The organism is Paenibacillus sp. FSL K6-2393 (assembly GCF_038002545.1).
Classification (GTDB): Bacteria; Bacillota; Bacilli; order Paenibacillales; family Paenibacillaceae; genus Paenibacillus.
On record NZ_JBBOCU010000002.1, the window covers coordinates 263893 to 280637 of the forward strand.

15 protein-coding genes and 1 riboswitch are annotated in these 16745 nt (G+C 49.2%); of the genes, 12 read left to right on the forward strand and 3 right to left on the reverse strand.

All coding sequences use genetic code 11. The features are described from left to right. Positions 1-155: 155 nt before the first annotated feature. From MHI14_RS28275 to MHI14_RS28285, 3 genes are all read left to right on the forward strand, one after another. Positions 156-383, forward strand: coding sequence for a hypothetical protein (locus tag MHI14_RS28275; protein ID WP_062837704.1), 228 nt, complete (start codon positions 156-158; stop codon positions 381-383). Between the two features lie 79 nt (positions 384-462). Beyond that, on the forward strand, positions 463-1023 hold the full coding sequence (locus MHI14_RS28280; protein ID WP_339311723.1) for a hypothetical protein: 561 nt from the start codon (positions 463-465) through the stop codon (positions 1021-1023). Between the two features lie 166 nt (positions 1024-1189). Continuing rightward, entirely contained in the window at positions 1190-1618 is a 429-nt protein-coding gene (locus MHI14_RS28285; RefSeq protein ID WP_091038708.1) for a VOC family protein, read from the forward strand. Positions 1619-1735: 117 nt separating this feature from the next. Here MHI14_RS28285 and MHI14_RS28290 read toward each other — a convergent pair whose 3' ends face one another. Then, positions 1736-2590, reverse strand: coding sequence for a hypothetical protein (locus tag MHI14_RS28290; RefSeq protein ID WP_091038758.1), 855 nt, complete (start codon positions 2588-2590; stop codon positions 1736-1738). A gap of 416 nt (positions 2591-3006) precedes the next feature. Between MHI14_RS28290 and ytxJ the strand changes: the two genes are divergently transcribed. The 8 genes from ytxJ to MHI14_RS28330 all read left to right on the forward strand — a co-directional run bounded on the left by ytxJ (position 3007) and on the right by MHI14_RS28330 (position 13214). Then, on the forward strand, positions 3007-3546 hold the full coding sequence (gene ytxJ / locus MHI14_RS28295) for a bacillithiol system redox-active protein YtxJ (protein ID WP_256332447.1): 540 nt from the start codon (positions 3007-3009) through the stop codon (positions 3544-3546). A 77-nt stretch (positions 3547-3623) separates the two neighbouring features. Next, the gene (locus MHI14_RS28300; RefSeq protein WP_341131838.1) at positions 3624-3806 is read left to right on the forward strand and encodes a hypothetical protein; all 183 of its coding nucleotides are present in this window, start codon (positions 3624-3626) and stop codon (positions 3804-3806) included. 156 nt (positions 3807-3962) lie between these two features. Then, positions 3963-5642: a potassium-transporting ATPase subunit KdpA gene (gene kdpA / locus MHI14_RS28305; protein ID WP_371129109.1), complete on the forward strand. Its 1680-nt coding sequence runs from the start codon at positions 3963-3965 to the stop codon at positions 5640-5642. Between the two features lie 208 nt (positions 5643-5850). After that, the gene (gene kdpB / locus MHI14_RS28310) at positions 5851-7851 is read left to right on the forward strand and encodes a potassium-transporting ATPase subunit KdpB (protein ID WP_341132033.1); all 2001 of its coding nucleotides are present in this window, start codon (positions 5851-5853) and stop codon (positions 7849-7851) included. Between the two features lie 61 nt (positions 7852-7912). After that, positions 7913-8473 (forward strand): potassium-transporting ATPase subunit KdpC, encoded by a 561-nt coding sequence (gene kdpC, locus MHI14_RS28315; RefSeq protein ID WP_091038712.1) that lies wholly within the window; start codon positions 7913-7915, stop codon positions 8471-8473. Positions 8474-8565: 92 nt separating this feature from the next. After that, complete coding sequence (locus tag MHI14_RS28320) at positions 8566-10905, forward strand: histidine kinase (RefSeq protein WP_341131839.1); 2340 nt, start codon at positions 8566-8568, stop codon at positions 10903-10905. A gap of 7 nt (positions 10906-10912) precedes the next feature. Further along, the gene (locus MHI14_RS28325; protein ID WP_249913669.1) at positions 10913-12511 is read left to right on the forward strand and encodes an ATP-binding protein; all 1599 of its coding nucleotides are present in this window, start codon (positions 10913-10915) and stop codon (positions 12509-12511) included. Between the two features lies 1 nt (position 12512). After that, positions 12513-13214 carry a response regulator gene (locus tag MHI14_RS28330; protein WP_091038717.1) on the forward strand — a complete coding sequence of 234 codons (702 nt, stop codon included), beginning with the start codon at positions 12513-12515 and terminating at the stop codon, positions 13212-13214. Between the two features lie 116 nt (positions 13215-13330). Here the strand turns inward: MHI14_RS28330 and MHI14_RS28335 are convergent, their stop codons facing one another. Continuing rightward, the gene (locus tag MHI14_RS28335; protein WP_339311735.1) at positions 13331-14632 is read right to left on the reverse strand and encodes an alpha-glucosidase/alpha-galactosidase; all 1302 of its coding nucleotides are present in this window, start codon (positions 14630-14632) and stop codon (positions 13331-13333) included. A gap of 203 nt (positions 14633-14835) precedes the next feature. On the opposite strand from MHI14_RS28335, the gene MHI14_RS28340 reads away from it, so the two are divergent. After that, entirely contained in the window at positions 14836-15663 is an 828-nt protein-coding gene (locus MHI14_RS28340) for an AraC family transcriptional regulator (RefSeq protein ID WP_133387237.1), read from the forward strand. Between the two features lie 77 nt (positions 15664-15740). Beyond that, positions 15741-15933: riboswitch (cobalamin riboswitch) on the forward strand. Between the two features lie 384 nt (positions 15934-16317). Here the strand turns inward: MHI14_RS28340 and csaA are convergent. Further along, positions 16318-16647 carry a chaperone CsaA gene (gene csaA / locus MHI14_RS28345; RefSeq protein WP_047841512.1) on the reverse strand — a complete coding sequence of 110 codons (330 nt, stop codon included), beginning with the start codon at positions 16645-16647 and terminating at the stop codon, positions 16318-16320. Positions 16648-16745: the final 98 nt, after the last annotated feature.

Below are 16745 nucleotides of genomic sequence, written 5' to 3' on the forward strand. Positions count from 1 at the left end.
TATAAACCCTCGAGTTAACGTCAGGGTCAAGCAGGAAATATGCCTATCAGAATATGGTTCTGCGCAAGGATTAAGTTACGAGTAGCACAAGTGTGGTATACTGGATATATTCAGCCTGATAATAACTGGCTATGGATAGGAGATGTCACTGATCTATGCAGGTATTCGAGGACTGGAATCAGAAAGTAAAGAAGACGTTTAATGCTACGAACCCAGAGGTAGTGTTGACGGTATCGGAAGCTGGAAGTTTGCTTGGTTTGACCAAAGACCAGATGAAACTGTACGTGGACAAGAACAAACTAACGAAGGTCCCGATCATGAGAAGTGTTCACCGATACCTCTTATTGAAAAGTGAAATAGATAACATCGTTCAAGCTCGATAACTTCATAGGATTGAACACAACCATTTTACCGACAGGATTCGGGAGAGTGGTCTTTTTTTTATCGGAAAGGGGACAGAACGTGCTGAAAAAAGTGTCAAATTGGTTCTATCAGCGGGTGAATTGGAAATGGGTTGCAGCTGCGGTTGTTGTATTTGCTTGTTTTATTGCATTCATTCTGCCCTGGCAGGCGGCAAAGTCGGAGGAGGCCACAGGTGGTGGGCAGTCCCCGGATTCCTCTTTTCTGTACACTGCAAATGATCTTTATCAGATGGCTGAGCAGTATGGTGAAGCAGGGCGGAGCGCCTATATTCAGGCACGATTCACATTTGACCTCATATGGCCCTTGGCCTATCTGTTCCTCTTGGTTGTTCTGTTATCGATACTCTATCGCGTGCTTCCGGTAAAGAGTTGCTGGCGTTGGGTGAATCTGATTCCGGTCTTAGGTTGGGCTATGGACATGCTTGAAAATATAGGTGCGTCCCTGATCATGTATCGTTATCCTGAACGTACGCCTGTGCTTGCTGAACTCACTCCGATATTTACCCTGTTGAAATGGTGTCTGATCTATGCCAGTTTTGCAGCACTGGTTCCGGGTGTTCTGATCACGGTTCTCTACTATATACGCAGGCGCAAGAAGTAGTGGGAGAGGGATGGATTAAGAATATGTTGGTAACCCTAATCGTGTAAAGGTCCGCAGAGATAAGTGGAGAAATATACGCTTGTCAAAGGACAACCTGTTCATATATACTCATGTCGCAAGTGGCGTGAATCGTGTAATTACAAGAGCCCAAGGAGATGAAGAACGCATGTCGATCAGCTTGAATGTGTATCTGGTAACAGACGGTAATGGACGTGAAGCGGTAGAATTCTATCAAAAGGCATTTGGAGCCGAAGTGCTCGCGCTTCAAACATTTGGCGACGGTCCATCTGACCCGAATCACCCCATCCCGCCCGAAGCGAAAGACCGTATTATGCATGCTTCTTTGCAGATTGGCAGCTCGGTATTAATGTTGTCCGATACATTTCCAGGCATGCCGTACACTGTAGGTAATCATGTTACGGTTACGGTGAATACGGATACGGCGGATGAGGCCAAAGCAATTTTCAACCAACTGCAAGATGGCGGCGAAGTGAAAATGCCGATACAAGAGACGTTCTGGAGTCCAGCCTACGGCTCGGTTGTCGACAAATTTGGTGTACAGTTTCAAATTAGCGCTACGCCAGGACAAGCTTAAGAGCGTACTGTGCGTTAATATAACCTTCAAATGGAAAAAACCTCCGCGGTCTGCTTTGAGCAGTTGTGGAGGTTTTTTTGCTTTTTTTTGTAATGACTCGTGATTAATTTTCCTTGATTAGCCTTCCTTTTGAATCTTGGAAGGGTTGTTGATTTTATAAGGAACCGGGTTACGTGTCAGCTTCTTCTTGATAATTTTTGCTTCAAACGTAATGACATCTCCCACTTCCAGTTCTTGTTTCTTAACGGTGGCACTGTGGCTCGACCAGGCTTCCCCAACATCGATGACGTCTGGCTCTGTAATGGTAACTGCTTCATAGATAATGACCTCATCGTCATTGTCCGAGAAGTGATTTGGTACAGTGGTGAACTCTTTGACAACGGCACTCATCTTCACTTTACCTTCGGGCAGATCAATCTTAACGGTCTTGGCTTTGCTTGCTGTTTTGGCTTTAGGTTTGGCTTCACTGGCTGCCCCGGTTTGAGGTCCAACATACTCTTCTACGAGCCCATCCGGATCACCCTTCAACCCAGAGGAGAATTCATCTGTGTCCGTGTCGTACGAATCATCCTGATCCGCCGGAATTTCATCCGGGTTAACCAGGGCACCGGGAGTTGGCGTAACATCAGCAGCGACTGGTGCGACTGTATCCGAAGTTGTCGATTCTGTGCTTTGATCTGATCCGGCTGTGCTTATACTTCTGGCATTGTAGCTGGACGCTTGCATTTCTTTCAGATACGACGGGTGAATACAATGCTTTTGTCCATTATCCAGTTGAATAACGGCTGCCATGTGATCCACATATCCAATGATGGTGCACGGCATGTTTAATCCGTTTCCTTTATAATAGAACGTTTTGAGTTTGGTTGCTTTACCCGAAAGCAAGCCCCACTCCTGACATTTCTCAATCAGTTCATCTTCGTTATCCAGCGCAATAAAATCCTGCGGTTCAATCATAAACGCGTATGTCATATGGAATTTCCGCCCTTCCAATCCATTCTTCATGTTCATCGTTTCCAAATTACAACCAGTGTATCACAAATGAGCATTTTGCATAAATCCAAACGCTAAAATCTGTATTCGGAGATGAAGATTCTCAACGCCTGCTCACAGAGGCCTATGCTATAATTTGATCAGAATGTAAGGTGAGAAGTTGCTACTATATATGTTGAACTAAAGATTATTTACACAGACACTACGATGACAGAACAACCTTCCAACCGCTGTTATCCCAAGATTTTTTCGATTCCCTTTTTCTAAAGAAAAATCCGGTGATAAACGCGAACGCTTCGCTTTCTCAGGTTTTTTCTGTCCTCTCCGTTATCGTTTAAATGGTTAGTTCAATTTATATAGCCTTGATATACATATATCAGGAAGGGAAGATTCGTATGGGTAAAAAAGTAAATCATCAAGCCGTATGGCTTGCTATAGGTGTTGCCATGGGAGTCAGCATTGGTACGGCTACACAACAACTTGGACTTGGCATTGCTTTTGGTTTGGCGCTTGGCATTGTGATTGGTTCGGTGGTTAGCAAACGTGCAGGGTCAGACTCAGAACATATGCTCAGCGAACATGTCCGTGAATTGCATAAACCAGATGACTGGGAAGAAGCGCTTCATCGCTCGCAGGATCATCCGGTGCTTATCCTGAAACACAGCACAACTTGTCCGACCAGTGCGAGAGCGTACAGAGAGTTTATGGCGTTTGTAGGCACCAATGCATCAGATCCCAAACAACCTATGGACTACCGCATCGTCAAAGTGATTGAAAATCGCTCGTTGTCCCGCTACATTGCGGAAGAGACAGAGGTTCATCATGAGTCACCACAGGTGCTTCTGCTCGATCAGGGGCAAGTTGTCAAACATACCTCCCATGGCAAAATCACGAAGAAAAGATTATTGCAGTGGGCACAGAATCCATTTGGATAAATAGTACACCTTATAGACCCGTTCTTTTCAGCCCAGAGCTGAGGAGAACGGGTCTTTTTTACGCTTTTTTTACACCTGTGGAGGCATTTCTTTACCCCTTTTTTACAGCGTTTCATATTACGATTTTACATGTAGCAGGTGCAGAGAACGGTAGAGAGAGGGAGGAAGGGCGCATGGTGAATGATGCCACGATGATTGGATTGGTTGTGCTGCTGTTTGCGGTGTTTTGGGGATTCTTGAAATTCTGCGAAAAGGCTTGAGGGCAGAGAGGGGGAGCGGAATGATTGTCATCGGCATGATTGTACTCGCACTGGTGATTTATCTCGGTTATGTGCCGGTGAAGCCAGAAAAATTCTGATGCTGACGATGTACGTAATGCGGAACAAGGGAATGTCGAATAGGGAGGAAATGCGGATATGGGTATCGGTGTAGTGCAAGTAGCGGTGACGCTACTAATCATCCTGCTGCTGGTGAAACCGGTGGGAAAATATATAGTGAACGTGTTCGATGGACAGCGAACGGGGCTGGATCGGATTTTTGGTGGGCCGGAGCGACTGCTCTTTCGATTGATGGGAGTACGCGAGAACGAATCCATGGGGTGGAAAAAGTACCTCACGGCCGTTCTCCTCTCCAACTTTGTAATGTTGGTATTGATGTTTCTGGTGCTGCGACTGCAAAAATATTTACCACTCAATCCGGATGGCATCGGCAATATGCCAGTGGCGCAGGCATTTAATACGGCCGTTTCGTTCATGACCAACACGAACTGGCAGTCGTATACGGGCGAGAACGCCCTGTCGTACCTGTCACAGATGCTGGCAGTGACGTTCCCGATGTTTACGTCGGCAGCGACGGGATTTGCAGTGGCCATTGCGTTTATTCGCGGGCTGGTAGGCCGCCGGGATGAACTGGGGAACTTTTACGTCGACCTTGTACGGTCGATTACGAGAATTTTTTTACCGCTGAGTTTCATCGTGGCCCTGTTCCTCGTGTTCCAGGGTGTGCCCCAGACGCTCGCGGGAGCGGTGAACGCAACCACGCTGGAAGGTGCGCAGCAGACCATCTCACGTGGACTGGTCGCCTCACTGGAATCGATCAAACACATTGGCACCAACGGTGGTGGCTGGTTTGGAACCAATGCTGCACATCCATTTGAGAATCCGACGGCCCTGAGCAATCTGGTGCATATCGTCTGTATGATGCTGTTACCGACTGCACTGGTATACGCCTTCGGCTTGATGGTCAATAACCGGAAGCAGGGTTGGGCATTGTTCGCAGCGATGAGTTTTCTTTTCCTTGTGATGTTGACCACCGTATTTGTCTCCGAATATCGCGGTGTACCCGCGTTGGATGCAGCAGGTCTGCAGGGCAATATGGAGGGGAAAGAGGTCAGGTTTGGCATACCCGAATCGGCTTTATTCACGGCAGTCACGACAGCGGCCACTACAGGTTCTGTCAACAATATGCATGAGTCGCTTACTCCACTTGGAGGCATGGTATCACTGGCTCAGATGATGCTTAATAACGTGTTTGGTGGCAAAGGGGTAGGACTGATCAACGGACTGTTGTATGTGATTCTGGCTGTGTTTATCTGTGGATTGATGGTGGGACGAACACCTGAGTTCCTGGGCAAAAAAATTGAGGGCAAAGAAGTGAAGCTCGCATCCATCGCCTTGCTCATTCATCCTTTGATTATTCTGGCGCCAACGGCAATCGCGCTTATGCGGCCCGAAGCTATTGCGTCCATCTCGAACGGGGGCATGCATGGCCTGACCGAAGTTCTCTATGCTTTTGCCTCGGGTGCAGCCAATAATGGATCGGCCTTTGCCGGACTGAATGCCAATACAGACTTTTACAACATCGCGATTGGTATCGTTATGCTGCTGGGAAGGTACGTTTCGATGATCGCCATGCTGGCTATTGCGGGTTCACTCGCTACGAAACGGGTTGTACCGGTAACCACGGGCACCTTGCGGACACACACACCTCTCTTTGCTGGGATTCTGGTCATGATGATCGTTGTTGTCGGCGCACTCACATTCTTCCCGTCGCTTGCCCTTGGACCGATCGCAGAACACTTGGCAATGATTCAATGAGGGAAATGACAGGGGAGCAACAGAGGAATTGGTATAAGGACGTAACGTACGGAGGTGGCGGTGCATGATGAATGCAGTCGAACGAAAGAAGGAGCAGACGATGCAACATATGGATACAGAAATGTTTAGTACGAAGGGCAATGAGCCGGATAACAACCGAGGTAATATTCAACGTGATCCCGGATCAAAACGGTCTTTAAGCAAGGATATGATACTTCAGGCTTCGCTGGATGCGTTCAAGAAGCTAAATCCGGTGGTCATGATCAAAAATCCGGTTATGTTTATTGTTGAGATTGGCACATTCATTACGCTCTTATTATGCATTAATCCCGATCTCTTCACCGCATCCGAGGCTGGACGCGGGTACAACATTGCCGTATTTTTCATTTTGCTGTTCACGCTGCTGTTCGCTAACTTCGCGGAGGCACTTGCAGAAGGGAGAGGCAAGGCCCAGGCGGATACGTTACGCAAGACGAAGTCGGACACCATGGCCAATCTGGTGCAGAAGGATGGAACAATCCGGCAAGTGTCTTCGACCCAGTTGAAAAAAGGCGATATGGTCCGTGTGGAAGTCGGTGAACTGATCCCGACGGACGGTGAGATTGTGGAAGGCTTGGCCTCCATTGATGAATCGGCCATTACGGGAGAATCCGCCCCGGTTATCAAGGAGGCAGGAGGCGATTTCTCTTCCGTTACCGGGGGGACACGTGTCGTGTCCGATTACATCGTCATGCGTGTTCAGACGGATCCGGGTGAGTCATTCCTTGACCGGATGATCTCTCTGGTTGAGGGTGCTCAGCGCCAGAAAACACCTAATGAAATCGCGCTGACAACCCTGCTCGCCGTATTAACTCTGATCTTTCTGATCGTCATACTCACGATGGTTCCAATGGCAAATTACCTGGGTATTCGACTAGATCTGGCGACATTGATCGCACTTCTCGTCTGCTTGATCCCCACCACAATTGGTGGATTACTGTCTGCCATTGGTATTGCCGGGATGGACCGGGTTACGCAGTTCAATGTGCTCGCCATGTCAGGTAAAGCGGTGGAAGCGGCCGGGGATATTGATACATTGATTCTGGACAAAACGGGGACGATCACATACGGAAATCGCATGGCATCTGAGTTTATTCCCGTTCAGGGCATTACTTCGTCAGAAATGACGCAAGCTGCTTTACAGGCTTCTGTGCGAGATGAGACCCCGGAAGGACGTTCTGTTGTGGAACTGGCAGGTAAACAAGGCCAGAGCTGGGCTGAGACAGAGTATGCTAATGCGGAAAATGTGGAATTCACGGCAGAGACACGGATGTCCGGTCTGAATCTGAGCAGCGGAATGAAAATCCGCAAAGGTGCGGTGGATGCGATCAAAAGATATATTACTTCCGAAGGAGGCCGTATACCTGGTGATCTGGATGAGATTGCAAATCGAATTGCGAAGGCCGGGGGCACGCCGCTTGCTGTGGCCATCGATGAACGAATCTACGGTGTGATCTATCTGAAAGACACTGTGAAGCCAGGGCTGAAAGAGAAGTTCGCCGAGATGCGCGCCATGGGTATCAAGACCATTATGTGTACAGGTGACAATCCGTTAACCGCAGCGACCATAGCGCTGGAAGCGGGCGTGGATGATTTTATTGCTGAAGCGAAGCCCGAGGACAAGATTGCGGCGATCAAAAAAGAGCAGCAGGAGGGCAAGCTCGTCGCCATGACGGGCGACGGTACGAACGATGCTCCTGCTCTGGCGCAGGCCGACGTGGGCCTGGCGATGAATTCGGGCACCATGGCGGCCAAAGAAGCGGCCAACATGATTGACTTGGATTCGGACCCGACCAAGTTATTGTCGGTGGTCTCCATTGGCAAGCAGCTGTTGATTACACGCGGCGCACTCACAACCTTTTCGATATCCAATGATATCGCGAAATATTTTGCCATCATCCCAGCCATGTTTATTCTCGCCATGCCGCAGCTTCAGGCGCTGAATATTATGAATCTGGCTTCACCGCAGTCTGCGATCCTGTCGGCGCTGATCTTCAATGCCATTATTATTCCGTTGCTTATTCCCATCGCGATGAAAGGGGTTAAGTATCGGGCGATGTCAGCCGAACGATTACTTGGCCGCAATGTGTTCATCTATGGCGTAGGTGGTGTGATTGTACCTTTTATCGGAATTAAGCTGATTGACATGGTACTGTCGGGGATTCTTTAACGAGATAACAACGCTTATCAAAATTGTTCTTTTATCCTAATGAATTCAGGAAGTGATCTGTATGAACATGTTCTTACCCGCCATAAGGCTATCTGTTGTGCTTATGCTGATATGCGGCTTAATCTACCCGCTTGTAACAACTGGTGTAGCCCAACTTCTCTTTCCTGCGCAGGCGAATGGCAGTCTGATTACGCAAGATGAGAAAATCATCGGCTCGTCACTGCTGGCGCAGGAAATCCAATCGCCGGGGCTGTTCCAGCCCCGGGCATCAAATGCCGGTTATGACCCAACGGCTTCAGCCGGTTCAAATCGCGCTGTAGCTTCGGAGGAATATATCGGCGAGATGAAGGAAAAAATGGCTCAGCTCCAGCAGGAAAACCCGGGATTGAAGCAGATCCCCGCTGATCTCGTGACGGGTTCAGGCTCTGGACTTGATCCGGATCTCTCTCCCGAAGCCGCTGAGGCACAGATCCCACGTATTAGCGAAGCTACGGGGCTTAGTGAACAGCAGCTTGTGCAACTTGTAGATGAGCATATGGAAGGTCGTCAGATGGGTATATTCGGGGAACCGCGTGTAAATGTAACGGCTCTGAATCTGGCGCTGATAGCAGAAATGAACTAATGAACGAACATATTAGCCTGCTCGCGATATATCGGGAGGGGCTTTCTCCATTTTTTTCATCCTATTTTTAAAGGAAAGGGGGAGAGGGACGGATGGAAGAAAGCTTCAAGCGCAAGTCACCGGAAGAGATGTTGAAGATGATTACGAAGCTGCAGCAGGGTACGCTCAAAATCTACATCGGCCCAGTCAGCGGATCGGGCAAAACGTATCACATGTTACGAGAAGGGAATACGTTGCGTGAGCAGGGCATTGATGTGGTCATCTGCGCCGTCTCCACAATGCGCAGACCGGAAACGGTGGAGCAGCTTGGCGCACTCGAACGGATTCCAAGCATTCACTGGTTACGCGAGAGTGATGATGTAGAGATGAAGGATCTGAACTTGGATGCACTACTGGCACGTAATCCGGAGGTTGTGCTGGTGGATGGTTTGGCACATCGCAACAGAGAAGGCGCTCGCTATGCTACCCGGCTGGAGGACATTCAGTTCTTGCTCCGAAACAACATCAGTGTCATGACAACGGTGAATGTGTATGAGCTGGAAGGGTATACCGAGCTGGCACGACAACTTACAGGGATCGCAGCAGAACATACGGTACCTGCCGATACATTGGAGCTTGCGGATGAAGTGAAGCTGATAGACGTCACGCCGGAAACGATACTGAGCCGTCTTGCAGAAGGTCATTTGCAGGGGCATGAGGGAGAAGCTGTATTTCGTCAAGGCAATCTGGGTATTCTGCGCGAACTGGCACTGAGATTGGTGGCAGAAGGGGTGAATGAATCCCTGCGTGAGCATCGGGAAGAGATGGGAATTACCGTCACAACAGGCATCATGGAACGGATTCTGGTGTCCACGCAATATCATTGGAACGGCTCGATCTATATCCGGCGCGGACAACAGATTGCCAAACGGCTGAATGGGGATTTGTGCGCCGTGGTTTTTCGGAATATGAAGCAGCCATTAACCAAGGAGGCAACCGTATTTCGACGGAATATGATCAAACTGGTGGAGAAGTTTGGCGGCCATATGGAGGAGCTGTCTATATTACACCGTCGCAACATCCCGTCTACGCTGGCACGTTACGCCATGGAGCACCAGATTACCCGGATTGTGATGGGACACTCCCGGCGTACGCGCTGGCAGGAACTGTGGCAGGGGTCCGTTGTTAACTCGCTGCTGCGCAGATTACGTGGTGTGGATCTGTTTCTGGTTGCTGATCGAGCGGCCAGGGAGGGTGAACGGGTGGTTCCGGCCAAGGTAAACGATGTGGAATCACTGACATACCGCAGACTAAGCGAGCAGGAAATGAAGGATCAGATTGGCCAGATTCAGCGCGGCACATTCAAAATATATATCGGAGCCGCACCAGGTGTAGGCAAGACCTACATGATGCTGCGAGAAGGCAATGATTTGCTCCGTAAGGGCATCGATGTGCAAATCGGCTTGCTGGAGACACATGGGCGGGCAGAAACCGTGGAGCAGATGGGTCACCTGTCTGTGATCCCTCGCGCGAAGCGCGATTATCAGGGAACTCGTCTGGAAGAGATGGACACGGAGGCCATTCTGCATCTTTGTCCGGAAGTGGTGCTTGTGGATGAACTGGCACATACGAATGTACCCGGGAGTGTCCGACAAAAGCGTTATGAAGATGTCCTGCTCCTGCTGAATGCAGGCATCTCGGTGATTACCACAATGAACGTACAGCATCTCGAAAGTCTGAATGATGCCGTTGAACATATTACCGGTGTTCGTGTCCGCGAGACCGTACCGGATCGGATCATTCAGATGGCGGATGAGGTGCAGTTGATTGATGTGGCGCCTCAGGCCTTGCGGCAGCGCATGAGGGAGGGTAAAATCTATGCAACTGCCAAGGTCGAGCAAGCCCTTGCGAATTTCTTCAAAATTGGCAATCTGATTGCCTTGCGAGAACTTGCTCTGCGCGAGCTGGCGGACGATGTGGATGAACGGCTTGAAGCACAGCAGGCCAAAATTGCACTTCGAGGACCTTGGCGCAGACAGGAAGCGGTCTTTGTATGTGTAAGCAGTGATCGTCATGCCGAGCGGCTGATCCGGCGTGGATTCCGCATGGCTTTTCGTCTAAAAGCCATCTGGCATGTACATCATATCCACATCGGTGAGTCCATGAGTGACGAAGTGAAGTGCCATCTGGAAGCGTTGGAGCAGCTGACGATTCGGCTTGGCGGTCAATTTCATATTCATCACAGTCCAAGGCTGCGCGATGTACCTGAGATTTTGGCAAGAAAGGCATCGGAGGCGAGAGCAACCCAGTTGGTAGTCGGGCAGGCAAGACGGGTGTGGTGGCTGAATGGCTACCGCGGCTCAGGATCGGTGGTCAACCGACTTGTACGCTTGTCGCGGCATCTGGATGTATTGATCGTTGCAGATTACGATTATGAACTGAGCGGGATGTGAATGGATATTGTCTGAACGAATAAAAAAAGAAACACTGCCATCCCATGGGAAACGGATTCCGGCATATGTATGGGTGACCCTTGGGGTGACGCTGCTAACTTTGCTGCTTCATGCCATCGGCATGAGCGGTGATCTGGTTAACGTAGCGCTTGTATACCTGTTTCCCGTACTGGTGAGTGCCGTGTATTGGGGAATGGGGCCAGCTGTATATGCCGCCAGTTTTAGCGTCATTATGTTTGACTTCTTTTTTGTACCGCCGTATTTGAGCTTTACGGTTGAAGACTTGAGGTATCTCATTTCCTTTGTCGTGTATCTTGCGGTGGCGATCCTGACAGCGAGTCTTGCAGGTCGATTGCGACAACAACTGGAGATGGTAAAAGCACGCGAGGCCACGACTAACTCCCTGTACGCATTGAGTCGTCAGATGACAGCCATTACGGATCTGAATACGTTGCTGGTTAACATTGCAACCCAAGTATCGCTTACCCTGGGTAAGCCGGCGGCTGTGTATCTTCCGGATGGACAGGGGGATTTGCTGGTTACAAGCTCTTCCGCATCCACACCCGCATCAGAAGGGGAAAAGGATGGCTGGGGAGATGGGGAGTCGGAGATTGCCATTGCCAAATGGGTGTATCATCACGGACAGGTCGCTGGTAAAGGATCATCCACTTTGCGGGAATCTCTCGGGCTATATGTACCGCTACGCACAGAGGAGCAGGTTCATGGCGTGCTCGCCGTGAGCATGGACGCTGGCGAGATTCATGAGCAGCAAGAACAGCTTCGTCTGTTGGAGGCATGTGGTGGGCTGGCCGCAGGTGCCATTGCCCGAGTGAAGCTGGCTGAAGAGGCCCGATTGGCGCAGATCACTGCTGAATCGGAGCGCATACGCACAGCACTGCTGGATTCCGTCTCCCATGAACTGCGTACGCCCCTAACCGCCATTATCGGCTCGGCTACGGGATTGTTGGAGAATGATACTCTTTTTACACCCGAGGATCGGAGAGAATTAACAGGCAACATTCGGGATGGGGCCTTGCGTATGAATCGTCTCGTCACAAATCTGTTGGGCATGGTTCGGCTGGAGAGCGGCATGTTGCAGCTGAATCGGAAATGGTGTGACGTGGGAGACATGATCAGCGTTGTACTGACACAGGTTCGGGGATTCAGTCCGCATCGCAACATTCAAGTTGACCTGCCTGATGACCCTGCCTTCATTTACGGAGATGAAGTATTGCTGGAGCAGGTACTGGTCAATATCGTCAGCAACGCCATCAAATATTCGCCTGATGAGAGCCAGATTGTCATCACTGTGGCAAGCGATAAGAGTACAGATCAATTGACGATCTGGGTAGCTGATCAAGGCATAGGTATACCGGAAGCGGAAAGATTGCGTATATTTGATAAGTTCTATCGCTCAGAGTCGACTCAACATGTCACAGGAACGGGGCTTGGTCTGGCAATCTGCAAAGGCGTTGTGGAAGTCCACGGAGGTACCATTGTGGCAGAGCCGAATCCGGGCGGGGGAACGAGAATGCGCATAGATATCCCCATGGAGGCTCACGGATCGTCGTTTTCCTATTCAGAACAAGGAGAGGTTGAAGAATAACATGAACGCACCACTAGGGGCTCGCATACTGGTGATCGATGATGAGCCGCAGATTCGCAAATTGCTCAAGGTCACCCTTCAGGCACACCAATTCGAACTTCACGAGTGTGGGGATGGCGAGGAGGGCGTTATTCAGGCCAGTATTGTACATCCGGATTTGATCATCCTTGATCTTGGTTTGCCGGGCATGTCTGGCATGGAGGTCCTTCGCCGGATTCGCGAATGGTCGCAAGTGCCGATTATAGTGCTGACAGCGAAGGATCAGGAGGGAGACAAAATTGCCGCGTTGGATGGTGGTGCAGATGATTATGTGACCAAACCATTCGGAATGGGTGAGTTGGTCGCCCGTATTCGGGTGGCGCTTCGTCATGTAGCCAAAACGACGGATGAGCCGATACTGCACTTCGGATCACTCACGATTGATCTGGCCCAAAGGCAGGTCGAACTGGAGGGGGCTTTGGTCAAATTAACCCCAACGGAATATGAGATGCTGAAGGTGCTTGCCTCCAATGCAGGGAAAATCATCACTCAGCGCCAGCTTTTGCAGCAAGTATGGGGAGGGCATCATCATGAGTCCGACAGCCATTATCTTCGGGTATATGTGGGACATCTGCGTAAAAAATTAAATGAAGATCCAACAAATCCGCGATATATTCAGACGGAGCCAGGCATTGGTTATCGCTTTTTGCTCCCTGCCGAATAAGGTTCAAGGGAGCGAGACATTTCTTAACAATGATGTGATGCACGCTTCAGCGGGTGAGCGCTATAGAAGAACAAAGCACCGTCCCCTTTTGCAGCAAAGGAAACAGTGCTTTTATATTATGACGTGTATTTTGGCAACCAGTCGCCGTGAGCCTCAATCAACTCATCACACATCGCTACGATGTCATCGATAGACAACTCGGCAGCCGTATGTGGATCAAGCATGGCGGCGTGATAGATATGTTCTTTTTTTCCAGTGATTGCTGCTTCAATCGTCAGCAGTTGCGTGTTGATGTTTGTCCGGTTCAATGCCGCGAGTTGTGGAGGCAGATCCCCAATATACGTAGGGCTGATTCCTGATCCATCCACCATACAAGGTACCTCGACACATGCTTCACGCGGCAGGTTCGTAATCAGTCCGTTGTTCATGACGTTGCCGCCAATCTTGTACGGGTTATTCGTCTCCATCGCTTCGATAATATGCGATGCGTATTCACGGCTACGGGTATGTTCAATATTTTCGCTGGCAAACAGCTTGGTACGCATTTCTTTCCAGCCCTCAATCTGGTTTACACAGCGGCGTGGATACTCATCCAGTGGAATGTTGAAGCGTTCAATCAGCTCCGGGTAATTCCGCTTGATGAAGTAAGGGTGGTACTCGGCATTATGCTCAGAGGATTCCGTTACATAATAGCCAAAACGCTGCATCAGCTCAAAACGAACCATGTCGTCATGCTGTTCCTTCTGTTTTTCCTTCGCCAGACGTTTAATCTCAGGGTACAGATCCTGCCCGTCTTTGGTAACTTCGAGTAGCCACGCCATGTGGTTGATCCCTGCAATCTTAGCCACAACACCTGTCTGATCGATCCCCAGTGCATCAAACAGATGTGGTACACATACCTGTACACTATGACACAATCCTACGGTTTTGATCCCACCATGTACGTTCATGACGTTGGTAAGCACAGCCATCGGGTTGGTGTAGTTCAGGAACCACGCATCCGGACATACTTCCTGCATATCTCGGGCGAAATCCAGCATAACCGGAATCGTACGCAGATTACGGAAAATTCCGCCAATACCGAGTGTATCTGCAATTGTTTGACGCAATCCGTATTTCTTCGGAATTTCGAAGTCCGTAATGGTACATGGATCATATCCACCGACCTGGATGGCGTTGATGACATATTTGGCCCCGCGCAGCGCTTCTTTGCGGTCATGATATACGTTCACGACGCAACGACTTCCGAGTGAACGGGCCAGACTGGTCAGCAAACGCTCTGAATCGCTCAAACGTTCAGCATCGATATCAAACAATGCCAATTCAAAATCCTGCAGTGCTTCGGTCATCATGACATCACCCAATACATTTTTAACAAAGACGGTGCTGCCTGCACCGAGAAAAGTAATTTTGTTCATCTTAAGTTCAGCCTCCCTGAAAAATGTTGTACCCCAACTATAGGCCGATTCGGCACATATAACTATGGCTCAACCCCTTTCAAACATGTCATAATCCCATTTTTGTTCCCGCTTTCAACTAATATGGAAGCACTTTAGCTGTTATAATATAAATGGACTAAATGAAGAGGTAAGCGGAACGAAGTCAGGATGGAGGGCGAAAAATGAGTCGCATTGAGATGAATGTGGTTCCCGCAGGCTGGACACAGATGGAGCTGATGTTGTTGTTTTTTGGGTGGGAGGCATGTGACCCTGCGCATTATTGGGGACCGGGTGTACGTGATTCTTACATTGTGCACTACATTCATGAAGGACGGGGCACCGTGTACATGGGGGATCAGGAATACAAACTTAGCGAGGGACAGGGTTTTGTCATTCTCCCGGACACACTTATTCATTATGAGGCAGATCCGCAGGAGCCCTGGACGTATTCGTGGTTTGGTTTTAAAGGCGTACAAGCCAAAGCATTCATGCAACGTGCCCAATTAAGCCCGGAGCGTCCGATATATGATGCCCAGGATACAAATACGATGGAACAGTTGTATACGGAGTTGGTCCAGGCTTCTACGCGTCCAGGAGGCGATGTGATGAATCAGAGTCTCTTGTATCGCTTGGTGGCAGAATTAATCTCTTCTTCGCCTGTGAAGGAAGAAATAGGGCAACTCCTTTCGAACAAAGAGACGTACATCCGGCAGGCGGTGCAGTTTATGGAGAACAGGTACAGCCAGCGAACTTCCATTCTGGATATTGCCCAAGCTGTGGGGCTGGATCGCACGTATCTATCGGGATTGTTCAAAGAGCGATATGGCATGTCGCTACAGTCCTTTTTCCTGGAGTACCGTATGAATCGGGCTGCCGAACTTCTTCAGAATCCAGGGCTGTCGGTAAGTGAAGTGGCACATTCGGTTGGCTATACAGACCCATTACTGTTTTCCAAGATGTTCAAGCGAGTGACGGGTGTGTCTCCGAAGGGTTCGAGAAATCGAGATTAGACGTATTTCAGAGTTTCAAATTTGAAAGAAAAGTTCTGATCATTATCGTCATCCCGCTATTCTGATACAGAAGTGTAATTGAATATGTGGAACTTGGTGCTTTGCCCGTGAGGGTGGAAGCTTAATAGGGAAGTCCGGTGTGATACCGGCGCGGTCCCGCCACTGTAACAGAGGAGTCAAGTAGCGATAATCCACTGCTTTAAGCCGGGAAGGAGCTGCAAGTGACGATGATTCTGGAGCCAGGAGACCTGCCAGGTTTAACAAACACAGTAGTACCCTACGGGAGATAGGAAGGTGTTTAGAGAGCATGATTTTTTCTGAAAATCTGTTTATTTAAGGCGTCTTCATCCAGTAACACGGAGAGAGACGCCTTTTTTGATAGAATTTATAAGTTTTCAGCGGAGCTGTGGACGAAGAACATCATGGAAATCATCATTTTTCTCATGAATTTTACTCCTCTCAATTGTGAATTTCTCTCCTTGATATGTACTTTTCAGGCCCTCGAAAAAAAACAAAAAAGGCCACGAATCCGCAGATTCATAGCCTTATGCTTTAAGGTCTCCAACATACGTAGTTCCATCAATAATCAATAAATCAAGAATACTCGATTTCCAAACATTTGAAAAGCACATATTCTTCTTACTCCAAATAAAGTCAGGCTATCGGTGTTCCATTAGGTAATGGGCTATCCGGTGAGAGCAAGACAACATCGCCTTCACCAGGCACGCCGCCCAGCACAAGTACTTCAGAGACAAAACCGGCAATCCGCCGGGGTGGAAAATTAACTACAGCAACGACCTGTTTGCCAATGATCATGTCAGGCGTGTATCGCTGAGTAATCTGAGCACTAGAGCGCTTAAGACCAAGTGGTCCGAAGTCGATCGTCATTTTAATAGCGGGTATGCGAGCCTTGGGGAAGGGTTCGGCTTCCACCACGGTACCAACCCGGATGTCATGCTGCATGAACTCTTCAAAAGTAGCCATAGGGGTAGATCTCCTTTCAACTATTGGGGACTATTATAAATGAAAAATCAACAAAAAATCCAGATTACGCTGTATCGTAACCTGGATTTCTGTTGTGT

Bases quoted from the DNA above. Each gene is read 5' to 3' on its own strand.
- MHI14_RS28340 (WP_133387237.1), top strand. From the start codon at position 14,836: ATGAGTCGCATTGAGATGAATGTGGTTCCCGCAGGCTGGACACAGATG.
- MHI14_RS28285 (WP_091038708.1), top strand. From the start codon at position 1,190: ATGTCGATCAGCTTGAATGTGTATCTGGTAACAGACGGTAATGGACGT.
- MHI14_RS28330 (WP_091038717.1), top strand. From the start codon at position 12,513: ATGAACGCACCACTAGGGGCTCGCATACTGGTGATCGATGATGAGCCG.
- csaA (WP_047841512.1), bottom strand. From the start codon at position 16,647: ATGGCTACTTTTGAAGAGTTCATGCAGCATGACATCCGGGTTGGTACC.
- ytxJ (WP_256332447.1), top strand. From the start codon at position 3,007: ATGGGTAAAAAAGTAAATCATCAAGCCGTATGGCTTGCTATAGGTGTT.
- kdpB (WP_341132033.1), top strand. From the start codon at position 5,851: ATGATACTTCAGGCTTCGCTGGATGCGTTCAAGAAGCTAAATCCGGTG.
- MHI14_RS28320 (WP_341131839.1), top strand. From the start codon at position 8,566: ATGGAAGAAAGCTTCAAGCGCAAGTCACCGGAAGAGATGTTGAAGATG.
- MHI14_RS28290 (WP_091038758.1), bottom strand. From the start codon at position 2,590: ATGACATACGCGTTTATGATTGAACCGCAGGATTTTATTGCGCTGGAT.
- MHI14_RS28335 (WP_339311735.1), bottom strand. From the start codon at position 14,632: ATGAACAAAATTACTTTTCTCGGTGCAGGCAGCACCGTCTTTGTTAAA.
- kdpA (WP_371129109.1), top strand. From the start codon at position 3,963: ATGGGTATCGGTGTAGTGCAAGTAGCGGTGACGCTACTAATCATCCTG.
- kdpC (WP_091038712.1), top strand. From the start codon at position 7,913: ATGAACATGTTCTTACCCGCCATAAGGCTATCTGTTGTGCTTATGCTG.
- MHI14_RS28275 (WP_062837704.1), top strand. From the start codon at position 156: ATGCAGGTATTCGAGGACTGGAATCAGAAAGTAAAGAAGACGTTTAAT.